The sequence below is a fragment of the Actinomadura harenae genome, assembly GCF_003696215.1.
Taxonomy (GTDB): Bacteria; Actinomycetota; Actinomycetes; order Streptosporangiales; family Streptosporangiaceae; genus Spirillospora; species Spirillospora harenae.
Map to the genome: position 1 here is coordinate 1 of NZ_RFFG01000146.1, position 15,998 is coordinate 15,998.

The 15,998-nt window shown below is 73.3% G+C and carries 16 protein-coding genes; 14 read left to right on the forward strand and 2 right to left on the reverse strand.

What is annotated here, in order from left to right:
* Positions 1 to 125 (reverse strand): Clp protease N-terminal domain-containing protein (locus EBO15_RS47440; protein ID WP_139578418.1); only part of this gene is annotated, 125 nt, incomplete at its 3' end.
* 407 nt (positions 126 to 532) lie between these two features.
* Here EBO15_RS47440 and EBO15_RS39285 point away from each other — a divergent pair.
* The 6 genes from EBO15_RS39285 (at position 533) to EBO15_RS39310 (ending at position 6,164) form a co-directional block, all read left to right on the forward strand.
* On the forward strand, positions 533 to 1,735 hold the full coding sequence (locus EBO15_RS39285) for a DUF6004 family protein (protein WP_122199551.1): 1,203 nt from the start codon (positions 533 to 535) through the stop codon (positions 1,733 to 1,735).
* Positions 1,736 to 2,010: 275 nt separating this feature from the next.
* Complete coding sequence (locus EBO15_RS39290; protein ID WP_122199552.1) at positions 2,011 to 2,889, forward strand: methyltransferase domain-containing protein; 879 nt, start codon at positions 2,011 to 2,013, stop codon at positions 2,887 to 2,889.
* Entirely contained in the window at positions 2,886 to 3,530 is a 645-nt protein-coding gene (locus tag EBO15_RS39295; protein ID WP_233616774.1) for a hypothetical protein, read from the forward strand. The genes EBO15_RS39290 and EBO15_RS39295 overlap by 4 nt, the downstream gene beginning before the upstream one ends.
* A complete protein-coding gene (locus tag EBO15_RS39300) occupies positions 3,523 to 4,830 on the forward strand; it encodes an ABC1 kinase family protein (protein WP_233616775.1) in 1,308 nt (435 codons plus the stop codon). Before EBO15_RS39295 ends, EBO15_RS39300 begins: the two co-directional genes overlap by 8 nt.
* A 38-nt stretch (positions 4,831 to 4,868) precedes the next feature.
* On the forward strand, positions 4,869 to 5,402 hold the full coding sequence (locus EBO15_RS39305; protein ID WP_147481865.1) for a methyltransferase domain-containing protein: 534 nt from the start codon (positions 4,869 to 4,871) through the stop codon (positions 5,400 to 5,402).
* 48 nt (positions 5,403 to 5,450) lie between these two features.
* A complete protein-coding gene (locus EBO15_RS39310; RefSeq protein ID WP_199745110.1) occupies positions 5,451 to 6,164 on the forward strand; it encodes a DUF899 family protein in 714 nt (237 codons plus the stop codon).
* Positions 6,165 to 6,254: 90 nt separating this feature from the next.
* Here EBO15_RS39310 and EBO15_RS39315 read toward each other — a convergent pair whose 3' ends face one another.
* On the reverse strand, positions 6,255 to 8,015 hold the full coding sequence (locus EBO15_RS39315) for an ABC transporter substrate-binding protein (protein ID WP_122199555.1): 1,761 nt from the start codon (positions 8,013 to 8,015) through the stop codon (positions 6,255 to 6,257).
* A gap of 91 nt (positions 8,016 to 8,106) precedes the next feature.
* On the opposite strand from EBO15_RS39315, the gene EBO15_RS39320 reads away from it, so the two are divergent.
* The 8 genes from EBO15_RS39320 to EBO15_RS39355 form a co-directional block, all read left to right on the forward strand.
* Positions 8,107 to 8,892, forward strand: coding sequence for a crotonobetainyl-CoA--carnitine CoA-transferase (locus EBO15_RS39320; protein ID WP_199745111.1), 786 nt, complete (start codon positions 8,107 to 8,109; stop codon positions 8,890 to 8,892).
* Complete coding sequence (locus EBO15_RS39325; protein ID WP_122199556.1) at positions 8,892 to 10,136, forward strand: aminotransferase class V-fold PLP-dependent enzyme; 1,245 nt, start codon at positions 8,892 to 8,894, stop codon at positions 10,134 to 10,136. Before EBO15_RS39320 ends, EBO15_RS39325 begins: the two co-directional genes overlap by 1 nt.
* Positions 10,136 to 11,305 carry a trans-sulfuration enzyme family protein gene (locus tag EBO15_RS39330; protein WP_122199557.1) on the forward strand — a complete coding sequence of 390 codons (1,170 nt, stop codon included), beginning with the start codon at positions 10,136 to 10,138 and terminating at the stop codon, positions 11,303 to 11,305. The genes EBO15_RS39325 and EBO15_RS39330 overlap by 1 nt, the downstream gene beginning before the upstream one ends.
* Positions 11,302 to 12,201, forward strand: a complete 900-nt coding sequence (locus tag EBO15_RS39335; protein WP_122199558.1) for a homocysteine S-methyltransferase family protein — start codon at positions 11,302 to 11,304, stop codon at positions 12,199 to 12,201. Before EBO15_RS39330 ends, EBO15_RS39335 begins: the two co-directional genes overlap by 4 nt.
* Before the next feature lies 1 nt (position 12,202).
* Entirely contained in the window at positions 12,203 to 13,087 is an 885-nt protein-coding gene (locus EBO15_RS39340) for a class I SAM-dependent methyltransferase (RefSeq protein ID WP_122199559.1), read from the forward strand.
* Between the two features lie 56 nt (positions 13,088 to 13,143).
* Positions 13,144 to 13,899: a sugar phosphate nucleotidyltransferase gene (locus EBO15_RS39345; RefSeq protein ID WP_122199560.1), complete on the forward strand. Its 756-nt coding sequence runs from the start codon at positions 13,144 to 13,146 to the stop codon at positions 13,897 to 13,899.
* Positions 13,900 to 13,983: 84 nt separating this feature from the next.
* Positions 13,984 to 15,798, forward strand: a complete 1,815-nt coding sequence (locus tag EBO15_RS39350) for a hypothetical protein (RefSeq protein ID WP_122199561.1) — start codon at positions 13,984 to 13,986, stop codon at positions 15,796 to 15,798.
* 13 nt (positions 15,799 to 15,811) lie between these two features.
* Positions 15,812 to 15,998: hypothetical protein (locus EBO15_RS39355; RefSeq protein WP_147481866.1), on the forward strand; the 187-nt coding region annotated here is incomplete at its 3' end.

Sequence of the window (15,998 nt, forward strand, 5' to 3'; positions counted from 1 at the left end):
TCACCCTCGTGGATCAGACCCAGGAGGATGTGCTCGGTGCCGATGTAGTTGTGATTGAGCATCCTGGCCTCTTCCTGAGCCAGAACGACAACCCGCCGCGCGCGGTCGGTGAACCTCTCGAACATCTTGTGCACCCCATCGACGCGAGCATTACTATCTGATTCTCAAGTTACGCGACGCTGTGGCGCGAGCAAGGCGGCGAGCCCGTGTTTCGCTGAGAGTGAGCGTCCCGGCCGGTCCGAAAGGGGGTCGCATGGCCCTGGAGAAACACCCCATGGTGGAGACGGTAGACCCTGATGAGCTGGTAGATCAGGGTGGGGAGGCGGAGGTTCGTGAGGTGCGCGTCCGGCTTGCCGGAAGGTTGGGCGGACGTCGCCCGGCGGTGCCGGTGCCCCGACGTCCGGGCTCGTACGGTCGCGGTGAGGGTTGACCGGTCACTATAAAAAGCTATAGTGATTTTCACTACGGGTCTTCGGGCTCGCGCGACCGAGGCCCCGCACGACGATCTCATCAGACGCTGGAGGTGTCTGGCTTGAGTTCCCTCCGTGAGACGTACGAGTCCCTCAACCTCGAGCCCAAGCCGATCAGGCCGCACATTCTCGCGGCGGCCACGGTCGTGTTCGGGGACGACTACTACGCGGGCCGCCGGGAGACCATCAACCTCTCGGGGTTCGTGCAGCTGAACAAGTGGCCCATGCCGGGCTTCGAGCACCGGGTCGACGAGAAGGGTCACGCTGAGCTGAGCCTCGAGCTCATCAGCGCGCCCGAGGTCGGCATCAAGGGCTACAGCTACGAGCTGGACGACCGCATCCAGGTCCTGTCCAACCCGTTCCTGCCCAACACCGGCCATGTCCGGCAGATCGTGCCGGGCAAGAACTTCCCGGCCGAGTTCTACATCCGCCGCTTCGGCATCCTCGAGACCAGCACTCTGCGGCTGGCCCACCGCAACGTCATCGACATCCTCGGCGTGGTGGACGGCATCCCGCCGTACAAGAAGCCGCTCACGGGCCCGTACCTGGGCTCCCCGCGCGGCGACGGCCCGTTCGACGTCGTGCAGGCGCCGAACGTGGTGCGCGGCACCACCCTCCCCGAGGCGTGGTACCCGGCCAACGACGAGAACGAGCCCGTCGGCATCACCCCGACGGTGTTCTTCGCCGCGAGCGCCGGACCGTGCATGTCGATGCTGGTCGACCCGTCCATGATCATGCAGGTCTCCATGGAGGGCTCGGTCACGATCGAGAAGGACGGCCGGACCGAGACCATCGACCTCGCGGGCGACTACCGCAAGGCCGCCGGCACCGAGATCCTGCTGTTCGGGCCGGAGAAGCACGACCAGGGCGCCGGCGTGCTGGCGCAGATGGCGCGCGTCGCGATGAGCGGTCACAGCGACCTGCTCGGCGGCCGGGTCATGCTGCGGGCGAGCTGGCCGCGGCCGTCCGGCGGAACCCTCGGCGAGGGCACCGAGGAGAGCCTCAGCCGCGTCCGCTACCCGTCCGACCTGCACATCGACGGCGAGTTCGAGCTCGTCGCCCCGCAGGCCACCCTGTACGCGGCCAACGCGGTGCACGTCTCGGGCAAGCTGTCCGACCTCGAGCCGACCGGCACCGAGCTGTCCCTGGTGGGCGCGGACTCCGCGCTCCTCACCGCGGGCGGCGAGGTCAAGGCCCGGCTCACCGGCCTCAAGCTCGTCATGCGCGACGCGCACGTCGGTGAGACGGCCGCGGTCAACATCTGAGTCTCCCGGATCCGCCGCCCCGCGCGGCGACCGGAGTCGGAACCGACGATGGTTCCGATGACGTCCAGATGGTGCGTCCCTCCCGGGTCGACGACAACCCGGGAGGGACGCGCTTCCGCCCGTCCACCGCGAACGACCGGCCCCGACCACCTGCACCGACCACCTGCACCGACGACCTGCACCGACGACCGCCTCCGACGATCACCCGACGAACGATCGCGATCCGTTCCGCCCGGGACACGCCGTCCCGGGCCGCGCCTCTGGGAGGACCGCCCGTGGACCAGAGCCTCGTGCTCATGCACCAGGCCATGCTCGCCGACCGGCCCAGGCTGGACGCCTACGACAAGGCGCTGGCGGCGTCCGTCCGGGGCGGCGTGGTCGCCGACGTCGGCGCGGGCACCCTCGCGCTGTCGCTGCTCGCGCTGCGCAACGGCGCCTCGCACGTCTACGCGGTCGAGGCCGACCCGGGGACGGCCGAGCTCGCCGCGCGGATCGCCGAGCGCAACGACCTGCGGGGGAGGCTCACGGTCGTCCGCGGCGACGCGCGCAGCGTGGAGCTCCCCGAGCCCGCCGACGTGGTCGTGTCGGAGATGATGGGCAACCTCGGCCCCGAGGAGCAGATGATGGAGGTCCTCGGGGCGTTCAACGCGACCAACCTCGCGCCGGGCGGGCGGACCGTCCCGGAGCGGCTGGTGACACGGCTCGCGGCCGTCCAGTTCGACGGCGAGGGCTGGGGCCTGTGGAACGGCGACTTCTACGGCTACACGCTGGACGCCGTCCAGGAGATCGCCGAGCCCGCCGCGCAGCTGCACTTCTTTCAGCGCCCGCCGACGCTGCTGAGCCGTCCGACGACGGTGGCCGACCAGCGGCCCGGCGGCGGCGCGTCCCGGCTCGACGCGGGGCGCTCGCTGACCATCACCAGGCCCGGCCGGCTGCACGCGGTCGTCGGGTACTTCGCCGCGACCCTCACCAAGGGGGTCACGCTGTCCAACCTGCCGTCCTATCCCGGGTGCAACTGGGCGGTGTGGGTGTGGCCGCTGCGGCACACGCCCGTGACGGCGGGGGACATGCTCCGGGTCCGGCTCGTGCCGCCGCCGGACGTCCGGGACGTCGGCCGGTGGCGGCTGGAGTGCGGCCTGCGGAAGGGGAGATGACGATGCCGTTCGCGGCGGGCACGGTCCGGGACATCCCGGTCCGCGCGTTCAAGCTGTGCGGCCTGACCTGGACCGGCGAGGACCTGTGGTTCTCCGAGGCCGTCTCGAACCAGATCATGGCCCTGGACCCGGTGACCGGCGAGGTGCGGCACCGGGTGCCCTGCGCCGACGTCCGCACCGACCTGACCACCCTGGACGGCGACCTCGTCCAGATCGCCGGGCCCGACCGGGACCTGCGGATCCTCGACCGGCGCCGCGGCGAGGTCCTCGCTGAGCGGCCGAACCCGCGTCCCGGGAACGTGCTGTGCGGGCTGGAGGCGACCCGGCACGGGCTCTGGCTCGGCTACGAGGACCTGCGCCAGATCGACCTGCGCGACCCGGACGACATGCGGCTGCTCGCCTCGTACCAGGTGAAGCGTCCGGTCGCGGGCATCACGATGTCGGACGGCTTCGTCGTCTACTCCGACTACCGGGGCGCGACGATCAACCTGCTGGACCTGGCGCGCGGCGTCGAGGTGGCGTCGGTGTCGGTGGCGGGGAACCCGACCGGCATCGCCTGGGACGGCACCCGGATCTGGTACTGCGACTACACCACGCTCCAGCTGCGGGCCATCGAGATCCCGGGGATCGCCGGTGACTGACCTGCCCGGCGGGCGACGGCCGCCGGACACGCTGCTGCTGACCGGACGGGCCGTCCGGGTTGCCGCGACGACCGTCCTGGTCGCGGCGGCCGCGCTTCCCGCCGCGCTCGCGCTCACCCTGCTGCGCGGGCGCGACGCGGGCCTGCGCCACCTCTACCGGAGGCTGACGGCGCTGCTCATGCTGCTCGGCCCCGCGTTCGTGAAGGCGGGCCAGGTCCTCGGGACGCGCCGGGACGTCCTGCCCGGGGCGCTCTGCGACGAGCTCTCGCTGCTCCAGGACTCGATGACCCCGATGACGCCCGCCCAGTCGCGGCGCGGCCTGGCCGCCGCGTACGGCGCGTCCGGCCCGGCGCCCTTCGGCGGCCTGCCCGGACGGCCCGTGGCCAGCGGCAGCGTGGCGTGCGTGTACGCCGGGACGCTGCCGTCCGGGGAGCCGGTCGCGGTGAAGCTGCGGCGGGTCGGCGTGGAGCGGGCGATGCGGCGCGACCTGGCGCTGCTGCGCGGCGGCGCGCGGCTCGCGGCGCGGACGCGTCCGCTGCAGGGCGTGCCGGTGACCGAGGTCGTGGACGGCATGTGCGCGGCGGTCCTCGGCCAGCTCGACTTCGGGCGCGAGGCCGAGAGCCTGGCCCGGTTGCGGGACGCGCTGTCGGCCGTGCCGCGGGTGTGGGTGCCGAAGGTCCACGCGGACGCGTCGAGCCCGCGCTGCATCGTCATGGAGTTCATCCCCGGCCTGGAGCTGGACACGGCCGCGTCCTGCCCGCCCGCGCTGCGCCGCGCGTTCGCCGGGTCCGCGCTGACGGCCGTCTACCACATGCTGTTCGTCACCGGGTTCGTCCATTGCGACATGCATCCCGGCAACCTGTACTTCACGAGGTCGGGGCAGGTCGTCGTCCTGGACGCGGGGTTCAGCGTGCAGCTGTCGGACCGGCTGCGCCGCCTGTTCGCGGAGTTCTTCCTGAACATGGCGACGGGGCGGGGCCGCCGCTGCGCCGAGATCGTGGTGGAGAGCGCCGCGGACGTCCGCCCCGACGCCGACCTGGAGTCGTTCACCGTCCGGATGGCCGACCTGGTGGAACGCAGCCACGGGCTGCCCGCGCGGGAGTTCAGCCTGATCGCGTTCGCCGCGGAGATGTTCGACCTGCAGCGCCGGTACGGGATCCACGCGGCGTCCGAGCTGATCTTCCCGCTGCTGTCGCTGCTGGTCATCGAGGGGACGATCCGCGACCTGGACCCCGGGATCGACTTCCAGGAGGTCGCGAGGCCGGTCCTGAACCGCGGGCTGTTCGGGGCCCGCACCTGAGTACCGCGAGTGAGTCGCGAGCCGACGGGAGTGGTGAGATGACAGGGGATCCGTGCGCCGGGACGTTCCGGGCGTTCCTTGGTCCCGCCCGGGACGTCCGGGTGCTGGAACTGGGCGGCGCGAGCCTGGCGGAGTGGGCGGCGGACGGCGGCGCGTCCGCCTACCGGTCCCTTCCCGCGGACGACCTGGACGGCTGGTCCGGCCACGCCGACGGGACGTTCGACCTGGTCGCGTCGTGGATGGCCGTGCAGCGGACGCGGAACCTCGCGCGGCTGCTCGGGACCGTCCACCACCATCTGCGTCCGGGCGGGCGGCTCGTCCTGGCCGTCCCGCACCCGGTCGCGACCGCCGCGGCCGACGACGGGCCGCCCGCGTACTTCCGCGAGGGGGAGCGGAAGGCCGGCGGCGAGGTCGTCCGGCACCGGACGCTGGAGAGCTACGTGAACGAGCTGACCCTGTGCGGGTTCCGGCTCGTCGAGCTGTCCGAGGGGCGTCCCGCGCCGGGTGAGACCGCCGCCGGCCTGCCGGAACGCCTCGTGTTGCGCTGCCGAAGAGCGGGCGTGTCGGTTTAGCTTTGTATAGCCTCCTCCCGTCGGACCGTCCGGACGAGGGGAACCGCGATGAGCGACGGCATGGTGCCGAGGAGGCTGTGGCCCGAGGGGGCCGACCCGGAGTACGTCGCGGCGCGCGACGCCCTCCTGAAGGAGGAACAGGAGCTGCTCGCGCACGCCGAGCGCGTCGCGGAGGCCCGCCGCGCGCTGCCGCCGGGCCCGGTCCTGCCGCGCTACACGTTCGCCGAGGGCCCGCGCGACCTGTCCGCCGACGGCCCGGTCACGGCGACCGCGATGGACGAGCTGTTCGGCGGGCACGACACGCTCGTCCTCTACCACCTGATGTACGCGCCGGACGCCGAGGCCGCGTGCCCGATGTGCTCCATGTGGGTGGACGGCTTCCACGGCGTGTCCCACCACCTGGCCCGGCACACCGGCTTCGCCGTCGTGGCGAAGGCGCCGCTGCCGAGGCTGCGCGCCTGGGGGCGGCGTCGCGGCTGGGACGGCCTGCACCTGCTGTCGAGCCACGACTCGACGTTCAACCGCGACATGGGCACCGAGAACGCCGACGGCGCCCAGCACCCGGGCATCTCGGTCTACGACCGCGCCGACGGCGCCGGTGGTGTCCGGCACCGGTACACGATGCAGGCGTCGGTCTCGGACGAGCTGCCCGAGCGCGGCATCGACCCGCTGTCGCCCGTCTGGCAGGTGCTCGACCTGCTGCCGGGCGGGCGCGGCTCCTGGTACGCCGCCAACGACTACGCGGGCGCGCGGCGGGGATGAGCACCCCGGCCCCGCCGCGCGCCCGCCCCCTCCCTCCCCGTCCGGAACGGCCGGGGCGTTCGAGAGGCGGTCGTTCGAGAGGCGGGACGGTCAGGTGGTGGGGTCGAGCCAGATGTTGGTGATGTCGAAGAACTGGATCTGCGGCACGTGGACGGGGTTGCGGACGCGGCTGCCGTGGTAGCGCGAGGTCATCGCGGCGAACGACAGGATCGGCACCACGGGCAGGTCGGCCATGATCCGCACGTCCACCTGGTGCCACAGCTCCTCGGCGGCGGCCGGGTCGGCCTCCTCCAGCGCGCGCTCGATCAGCTCGTCCACCTCGGGGTTGCTGTAGCCGCCGTAGTTGGTGGTGCCCGGCACGTCGTTGGTCTGGAACAGCGGCTGGACGATGACGCGGCCGTTGTTGCCGAACCAGTCGGGCGTGAAGCCCGGCTCGGCGATGTCCCACGCCCCGGCGCGTCCGGCGTCGGGGTTCGACAGCGCCGACCCGTAGTACTCGGCCTGGGTGAAGTAGCGGTAGTCGAGGGTGATGCCGATGCGCTCCAGGCTCGCCTCGACGCAGGCCATGACCTTCTGGTGGATGCCGATCCGGCGGACGGCCGCGATGAGCGTGAGCCCGTCCCCGTACCCGGCCTCGTCCAGCAGCGCGCGGGCCTTGGCGAGGTCGCCGCGTGAGCCGGGCGTGGGGTAGGGGTCGAAGTCGTCGCGGTGGCCGATGCTGCCGACCGGGATGATCGAGCCGAGCGGGCGGTTCGGCGCGTCGAGCGCGTCGAGGATCTCGCCGATCGCGACCTTGTCGAGGGCGTAGGCGATCGCCTCGCGGACGCGCCGGTCGCTCGTGGCGCGGTTCGCGTTCGGGCTGCGCAGGTTGAACACGATGTAGGGGTTGAGCGCGAAGCCGGGGTAGCTGCGCGCGGGGGCGTCCTGGCCGGGCTTCGGACGGTCCCAGGACACGGCCGTGTAGGACCAGGCGAGGTCGACCTCGCCGTCGTCCATCCGCTGCTCCATCTCGGGCACCGGCGAGGTGTCGACCTCGATCTCGATCCGCTCGACGTACTGGTTGCGGATCGGGTCGGTCTCCTTGCGCCAGACCGGGTTGCGCTCCATGACGATCCGCTCGCCGCGCTCGGTGTACTGGACGAGCCGGTACGGCGCGCACGACAGCGTGTTCCGGCGGAACTCCATGCTGTCGGGCAGGTAGGCGTCGTACTCGGCGGGCGCGGGCGCGGTGAACCCGGTCGCGAGGATGTTGAGCATGTCGTTGGCCGGGCGCCGGAGCCGGAACTCCACGGTGTGGTCGTCCAGGGCGCGCAGCCCGGCGATGTCGTGGGTGTCCTGGAACTCGGCGAGCGTCTTGGGCGTGGGGTCGACGTCCTCGAACGCCGCGGTGTAGGCGTCGCAGTACTCGCGCATGCCCTCGATCGTGGTGGTGAAGTAGGGCAGCGCGCCCGCGCCCGACACCGGGTTGGGCAGCCGCTTGAACGCGCGGACGACGTCGTGCGCGGTGACCTCGCGCGGCGGCGCGGAGTCCCACAGCACGCCCTCGCGGAGCCGGACGGTGTAGGTCCTGCGGTCGGGGCTGATCCCGCCGTTCTCCTCGGTCGGCACCTCGGCCGCCAGGTCCGGTTCGGGGGCGAACGACCGGTCGGGCGCGGACAGGTCGTCCTGGGCCGGATAGGCGAACAGGTGCCGGGTGAGGGCGCGCAGGATCTGGGCCGAGGTGGCGTAGTAGGCGCTCGCGGTGTCGATGTGGTCCACGCCGCCCGGCCCGCGCAGCCGCAGCGTGCCGCCGTACCGGGGGTCCGCCCCGGCCCTGGGGTCTGATGTGGACTCTGACGCGGTGTAGGTCATCACTGTCCGCCTTCCCTGGTTTGCTATAGGATTATCAAGTGATGTGTGAGGAATGGCAAGGAGACGGCCGCGACCCGCGCCACGGGGGCGGGTGACCGTGCCCGTACGGCTTCCCGGTGGTCTGCGGCGGATCGCGCAACACCACATCGACCGCTGGTCGGACGGCGCACAGGGGCTTGACGGCGTCCCGGACGTCGCGGAGCTGGGCCGCCTGCGGGTGACGGTGGACGAGGAGTTCGGCCGCGAGGTGGCCGTCCTGTACGAGCGCGCGGTCCGATTTGAGTGCGATCCCGCCCTGCTCGAACGCTACGAGATAGTGAAGTTTCATAACAGGATGCTGTACGACGAGGTCACGGCCGCGGGGATCGCCGTCCGGCCGTGGACGCGGCACGGGCAGCCGTACCGCGACTCCCGCGACCTGCGGGGCCGGGTCGTCCGCACCGGGACGCTGGAGGTCTTCCTCACCGCCCGCGGCCACGGCCCCTTAGCGGGCGGCGACGGCGGTGAGGGCGGTGAGGGCGGCCTCCGGCATCCGCTGCGCGGGCCGTCCGGCGTCCGGGTGGACGGCGTGGGCCTGCAGCACAACGACCTGTTCCGCGTCGCGCACGACCTGTTCGGCCACGTGATGTTCGGGCACTCGTTCGGCCCGGCCGGGGAACTGCTCGCGGCGCGCTGCCAGATGCAGCTGTACCCGCGCGCCGCGTGGCCGGTCGTGTTCGCCGAGCAGGTCGGGCAGGTCTGCTGGTTCTACTACGGGCCCCACCGGGCGCTCCCGCCGGGCCGCCGCCCCTATCCGGAGCAGAAGGTCCTCGCCTTCCCGGACCGATTCCTGGACGCCTTCGCCGGCCTGTTCCGGCGAGCGGAGGAGGAACCCTGATGACCGATCTGGCAGCCGACTTCCCGATCCTCTCGGCCACCTTCGACGGCAGACCCCTGGTCTACCTGGACAACGCGGCGACCACGCAGAAGCCGCGCGCGGTCCTGGACGCGCTGACCGACTTCTACACCGGCGCCAACGCCAACATCGGGCGCGGCTACTACACCCTGGCCCGGATCGCGACCGACCGCTACGAGGAGGCCCGCGCCGTCGTGCAGCGCGCGCTCGGCGCCGCCGACCCCGGCGAGATCGTGTTCACGCGCGGCACGACCGACTCGGTGAACATGGTCGCCGAGACGTTCGGGCGGGGCCGCGTCGGCGCGGGCGACGACGTCGTGGTCTGCGGGATGGAGCACAACTCCAACCTGCTGCCGTGGCGGCGGCTGTGCGAGTCCGCGGGCGCCCGGCTGACGGTCGTGCCGGTGAACGACCGGGGCCGGGTGGACGTCGCGGACTTCGCCGCCGCGCTCGGCCCGCGCACCCGGGTCGCGGCCGTCGCGCACGTGTCGAACGTGCTCGGCACGGTCAACCCCGTCCGGGAGATGGTCGCCGCCGCGCACCGCGCCGGGGTCCCGGTGCTGGTGGACGGCGCGCAGGCCGTCCCGCACCGGCAGGTGGACGTCCGCGACCTGGACGCCGACTTCTACTGCTTCTCCGGGCACAAGGTGTACGGGCCGCAGGGCGTCGGCGTGCTCTACGGGCGCCGCGAGCTGCTCGCGGACCTGCCGCCGTACCAGGTCGGCGGCGGCACGGTGAAGGGCGTCAGCGCGGACGAGCCGGTCCGGTACGTCCCGGTGCCCGCGCGGCTGGAGGCGGGGACGCCGAACGTCGCGGGCGCGGTCGGCCTCGCCGCCGCCCTCCGGTACGTCGACAAGCTCGGCTGGGACGAGGTCCGCCGGCGCGACGAGCTGCTCGTCCGGCACGCGGTCGCGGTGCTCGGGGACGTTCCGGGCGTCCGCGTGGTCGGCGCGCCCGAGGAGACGCCGAGCGGCATCGTCTCGATCGTCGTGGACGGCGTCCATCCCTACGACGTCGGCGGCCACCTGGACCGGCACGGCGTCGCCGTCCGCAGCGGGGTGCACTGCGCGAGCACCTTCCTGGACGACCTGGGCCTGCTCGGCACCGTCCGGCTGTCGTTCGCGGTGTACAACACGGCCGCCGAGGTCGACCGGGTCGCCGAGCTGCTGCGGACGGTCCGTCCCGGCTCCTGGACGGCCGAGCACCCGACGGCGAGGTTCCTGTGATGCGGTTCGACACCAAGCTGGTCCGGCTGGGCCAGGAACCCGAGCCCGGCACCGGGGACGTCGTCCCGCCGATCCATGTGGCGGCGACGTACGAGCGGCGCGTCCAGGATCCGCCGCGCTACTTCTACGGGCGCGGCGAGAACCCGACCCGCGAGGGACTGGAGCGCTGCCTGGCCGGGTTGGAGGAGGTCCGGTTCGCCGCGGCGTTCGCGTCCGGGCAGGCCGCGGGGATGGCGGCGCTGTCGGCGCTGCCGCGCGGCGCGCGCCTGGTGGCGTCGGACGACGTGTACGGCGGAACCCGCGCGCTGTTCGGCCTGCTGGAACGGCAGGGCGTCCGGGTGGAGCACGCCGACCTCTCCGACCCCGCCGCCGTCGCGGCGGCGTTCGCCGAGCCCGCCGCGATGGCCTGGATCGAGACGCCCACCAACCCGATGCTGCGCATCGCCGACCTCGCGGACGTCGCCGGTCGCGCGCACGAGGCGGGCGCGACGGTGCTGGTGGACAACACGTTCGCCGGTCCCGCGCTCCAGCGTCCGCTGCGGTTCGGCGCGGACGTCACGCTCTACAGCACGACCAAGTCCATCGCGGGCCACTCCGACGTGCTGGGCGGGGCGCTCGTTTGCGATGACGAGCGGCTGCACCGGGAGTTCACCGCCTACCGGGCGGCGGCGGGCGCGGTGCCGAGCCCGTTCGACTGCTTCCTGGTGCACCGGGGTCTGCGGACGCTGGCGCTGCGCACCGAGCGGCAGGTGGCCAACGCGGCCCGGATCGTCGCGGCGCTGCGCGAGTCGCCGTACGTCGGGGCCGTCCACTATCCGGGGCTGCCGGGCCATCCGGGCCGCCGGGTCGCGGCGCGGCAGATGACCTCGCCCGGCTCGGTGCTCAGCTTCGAGTACCTGGGCGACGCCGAGAAGCTGATGGACCGGGTCCGGCTGTTCACCTGCGCCGTCAGCCTCGGCGGGGTGCTGTCGCTGATGGAGGTGCCCGCGCTGATGACGCACGCGGGCGTCGACCCGGGCGTCCGCCGGGCGCTCGGGATCACCGACCGGCTGGTCCGCGTGTCGGCGGGCATCGAGGACCCCGCCGACCTGGTGGCGGACCTGACGGCCGCGCTGCGGCCGGACACCGAGGGCGAGCAGACCGAAGGCGAGCAGGAGGACGACCGATGACCACCACCTGGCTGGACGGCGCGACGGCGACCGAGCTGCGGCGCGGCGGGCTTCCGCTGAACGCGCCGTGGTGGACGACGCGGGCGCTCACCACCGAACCCCGCCGCGAGGCGCTGCGCGCGGTCCACGAGGGGTACCTCGCGGCCGGCGCCGACGTGATCACGGCCGCGACGTTCCGCTGCAACCTGCGGGCGCTGCGCCGGATCGGGCTGGACGAGGCCGGGCTCGCGTGGATGGTGCACGCCGCCGTCGGCGTCGCCCGCGCGGCCCGCGGCACCGGGAACGCGCTGGTCGCGGCGTCCATGGCGCCGGTCGAGGACTGCTACCGGCCGGACCTGGTGCCGCCGGACGACGAGCTCGCCGCCGAGCACCGCTGGCTGGCCACCGAGCTCATGCGGGTCGGCGTCGACCTCGTCCTGATCGAGACGATGAACACCGAGCGGGAGGCGCGGATCGCGCTGGAGCAGGTGCGGGCCGCGGGCGGGCGGGCCTGGGTGTCGTTCGTCTGCGCGTCCGGCGGTCGGCTGCCGTCGGGGGAGCGGCTGGCGGACGCGGCGTCCGCCGTCGCCCGGGACGGCGCGGAGGCGGTCCTGGTCAACTGCACCGTCCCGGCGGACGCCGAGAAGGCCCTCGCCGAGCTGCGCGAGGCCTGCCCCGGCGGCGTGATCGGCTGCTACCCGAACAACGAGGTCCGGGACGCCGGGCACCGCTGGACGCACGTGGACGAGGTGATGCCGGCCGCGCTCACCCCGGACGCCTACGCCGACCTGCTCGCCGGATGGCACGACGCCTACGCCCCCGACATCCTCGGCGGCTGCTGCGGTACGACCGCGGCGCATCTCGCGGCGGCCCGCGCGCGGCTCGGCGGGACGTCCGGCGCCGGAACGGAGGCCTGAGGTGAGCACCTCACTGGACCCGCGCGCCGTGAAGGACGCGCAGCGCGCCACCTGGGACGCCCTGAGCACGGGCTGGGCGGAGGCGTGGGAGGTGTTCGAGCGCGGCGCGTCCGCGGTGACCGGGCGCCTGCTCGACCTCGGCGGCGTCCGGCCGGGGCAGGCCGTCCTGGACGTCGGGACGGGCCTCGGCGAGCCCGCGCTGAGCGCCGCCCGCCGCGTCGGACGCACGGGACGCGTCGTCGCGACCGACATCTCCCCGGAGATGCTGCGGATCGCGCGGCGGCGCGCCGCCGCGCTCGGCGACGCCGCGGCGAACGTCGAGTTCGCCGAGGCGGACGTGGAGGCGCAGGGCCTCCCGCCCGGCTCGTTCGACGTGGTGCTGAGCCGCTGGGGCCTGATGTTCGCCGTCGACCATGTCGCGGCGTTCGGCGGGCTGCGCCGCCTGCTGGGGCCCGGCGGGGTGCTCGCCACCGCCGTGTGGGGGCCGCAGGCGGACGCGCCGGTGATGACGCTCGGCTTCACGGCGCTGAGCGCCCTGCTCGACCTGCCGCCCGTCCCGCCGGACGCGCCGGGCCCGTTCAGCATGGCCGACCCGGCCGCGCTGACCGCCGAGCTGCGGGCGGCGGGGTTCTCCGGGGTGTCGGTCGAGGAGATGCGGGTGCCGTTCGCGTTCGCGTCGGCGACCGAGTACGTGGCGTTCACCCGCGCGGTGACCCCGCGGCTCCTGCTCGACCGGATCCGCGACCGCTACGGCTCGCCGGACGCCCGCGAGGCGTGGCGGGTCGTCGAGGCCGCCACCGACCGGTTCCGCACGGGCAGCGGCGGCGTCTACATCCCGTCGAAGGTCCTGTGTGCGCGTGCCTCGAACCCTGGGGACGGCCTGTGAACCGGGGAGACGGCCGGTGAGCCCGGGAGACGAGCGGTGAGCCCGGGAGACGGCCGGTGAGCGCACCGCCGCCGGACGCGGTGACCGGCGTCGTCCTCGCCGGAGGACGCGGCACCCGGCTCGCGCCGCTGACCGACCGCACCAGCAAGCAGCTGCTGCCCGTCGGCGGGCGGCCGCTGGTCGCGCGGGTCCTCGGCCAGCTCGTCCGGGCGGGCATCGCGGACGTGCTGCTGCTCATCGACGACCGGCACGCCGGGGACTTCCTGCGTGTCCTGCGTGACGGCCGAGACCTGGGTCTGCGCAGCCTCGGCTACGTGTGGCAGCCGCCGTCCGGGGCCGGGATGGCGGCGGCGATCGCGCGGGCCGAGCCGCACCTGCGCACCGACCGGTTCATGGTCGCCTGCGGGGACGTGCTGATCGACGCGCCGCTCGGGCCGTCCGTCCGCGCGTTCGCCGCCCAGCCGGACGGTGCGCTGCTCGTGGCGACCCGCACCGCCGACACCGCCGGGTACACCCCGCTGCGCGTCGAGGACGGCCGCGTCACCGCGCTCGGCGACAAGGACCCGGACCGCCACGGCCCCGGCTGGACGGACCTCGGCTGCTACCTCTACGGCCGCGACGCCTTCGACCACGTCCGGTCACTGCGGCCGTCGGCGCGCGGTGAGGTCGAGATCTGGGACCTCAACCGCCGCTACGCCGACGCGGGAACCCTTCGCTACAAGGAAGTGAAGGGATGGTGGTGCGATGTCGGGACGAGCCGGGAGGTCTACCGCCGCGCGGACGAGCGGTACAAGTCGAACTCGAGGTTCTGACGAGCAACGCGCGCTCTTGTCTTTCACCAAGGAAGAACTATATCTTTTTAAAGTAGCCGTGCCGCCAGGGGCAGAGGAGATCCCGTGCACGTGTTCGCCGCGCCGCACCGGCGCCGAGTGTCAGTCCTGGCCGCGGCGGTCGCGTCGCTGCTGGCCGCCGCCCTCGTCCTCGTCGCGTGCGGTACCGGGAGACCGGGAACACGCGTCGTCCGATCCACGGTCAAGGGCTCCGACGGCAAGTCCTACTGGGTGGAGAACCACATCGTCCCCGACCGGGGCGGGCCGCGCCGCCACGAGTGGGTGCTCGCGTGGGCGGGCGCCGAGGGCCTGCCCACCAAGGGCTCCGCGGCGCCCGGGCACTCCCACGGCCCGTCCGCCTCCGCGAGCGGGGCCGTCCCGCCCGACTTCCTGGCCGTCATCGACGCCACCAAGGGCTCGCCGACCTACGGCAAGGTCATGAACACCGCCACCGTCGGCCCGCTCACCCAGGGCGAGCCCCACCACATGCAGTACATCTGGCACAAGGGCCAGCGCGTCTACGCCGGGCAGATGTTCGCCGACACCGACTACGTGTTCGACGTGAGCAGGCTGCCCGAGGTGAAACTGACCGGGATCGCGCTCAGCAAGGACACCCCCTGCGGCTCGGTGCCCGACGCGTTCTGGACCACCAAGGACGGCAACGCCTACGGCTCCTACCTCGGCGGCCCCGACGTCGCCGGGCCCTGCCGGTACAGCGACGGGCAGGTCCGGGTCGGGAACGGCTTCGGCGGGACGCCCGGCGAGGTCATCCGGCTCGACACCAAGGGCAGGGTGACCAGCGAGACGGCGGCGGCCACGGCGCGGAGCGAGCACCCGGAGCGGTGCCACAGCGTCCCGCAGCTCACCGTGGCATCCTGCGCGAACCCGCACGGCGTCCAGGTGCGCGAGGACCTGAACCGGCTCGTCCTCAGCGACTTCGCCGAGGCCCGCAACTACCTCGACCCCGACACCAAGCTCACCGACCCGACGCTGCTGCGCAACTCGGTGCGGATCTTCGACATCGCCAACCGCGACCGGCCGAAGCTGCTGTCGGTGTCCTACCTCCCCACGGGCCCCCGCAAGGACCAGCTGCCCGCGTTCGACGAGGACCGCATGGTCATGGAGAACGCCCTGACCAGCCAGCCGTCCCACCGGGGCCTGTTCGCCTCGACCATGGCGGGCGGCGTCATCTACTTCACCCCGGACGTGATGTCGGCGCACCCGGTTTGGCAGGAGGTCTTCGACAGCACCACCGCCTACAAGCGCCTCGGCCTGTACCCGCCGCTGTCCGGCTCCAACGCGGGCAGCAGCTGGCTGGCGATCACCCCCGACGACAAGTACATGTTCCAGACCGTCATGGGCTCCGACCCCCGCTGGCCGCTCGCCAAGAACAGCGGCATGCTGTTCGTGCTGGACATCCAGAAGCTCCTGAAGTCCGGCCCGCACCCCAAGTGCCGCATCGACACGCAGGCCGAGATCACCGAGGGCGGCGCCGAGCCGGACTGCCCCGCGCTGATCGGCGCCGAGCAGATCAAGGGCGGCATCGGCGGCCCGCAGGGCCGGGTCGGCATCGGCCCGCACTGGGGCTCGATGGACCACTTCCAGCTCGGGCGGGACGGCTACTACCACGAGAGCGACCAGGTCCACCGCGTCGTCACCGCCGACTACTTCATCTCCAAGGCGGGCATCGACGGCGACCACAAGATCTGCATGACCGACTTCGACCCGCGGACGGGACTCACCCTCGACCGCTCGTTCAAGGACGAGATCACCGGGCAGCCGTGCGTCGCGTTCGACCGCGAGACATGGCCGCACGGCACGGTCGGGCACGCCCGCCCGCACGGCGTGCTGTTCGTGGTCTCCGACTCCGACGTCCGGTGACCCGGCCGGCGCGATGACGGCGACCGGGGCCGCGGACCGCCTCGCCGAGCGGCTGCTCGACGAGGCGGTCCGTGCGCAGCAGCGCGCCGGCTGGTCCCTCGCGGCCCCCGGCTGGGCCGAGTACCGGCGCGCCCTCGCCCGGCCCGCCCGCCGGGTGGACGAGCGGATGTTCCGGCTCGTCCGGCTCGGCCCGGGGGACC

What these genes read in the sequence shown, in the direction of transcription:
- EBO15_RS39295 (WP_233616774.1), top strand. Translation starts at nt 2,886, where the DNA reads ATGACGATGCCGTTCGCGGCGGGCACGGTCCGGGACATCCCGGTCCGC.
- EBO15_RS39305 (WP_147481865.1), top strand. Translation starts at nt 4,869, where the DNA reads ATGACAGGGGATCCGTGCGCCGGGACGTTCCGGGCGTTCCTTGGTCCC.
- EBO15_RS39310 (WP_199745110.1), top strand. Translation starts at nt 5,451, where the DNA reads ATGAGCGACGGCATGGTGCCGAGGAGGCTGTGGCCCGAGGGGGCCGAC.
- EBO15_RS39315 (WP_122199555.1), bottom strand. Translation starts at nt 8,015, where the DNA reads ATGACCTACACCGCGTCAGAGTCCACATCAGACCCCAGGGCCGGGGCG.
- EBO15_RS39325 (WP_122199556.1), top strand. Translation starts at nt 8,892, where the DNA reads ATGACCGATCTGGCAGCCGACTTCCCGATCCTCTCGGCCACCTTCGAC.
- EBO15_RS39330 (WP_122199557.1), top strand. Translation starts at nt 10,136, where the DNA reads ATGCGGTTCGACACCAAGCTGGTCCGGCTGGGCCAGGAACCCGAGCCC.
- EBO15_RS39335 (WP_122199558.1), top strand. Translation starts at nt 11,302, where the DNA reads ATGACCACCACCTGGCTGGACGGCGCGACGGCGACCGAGCTGCGGCGC.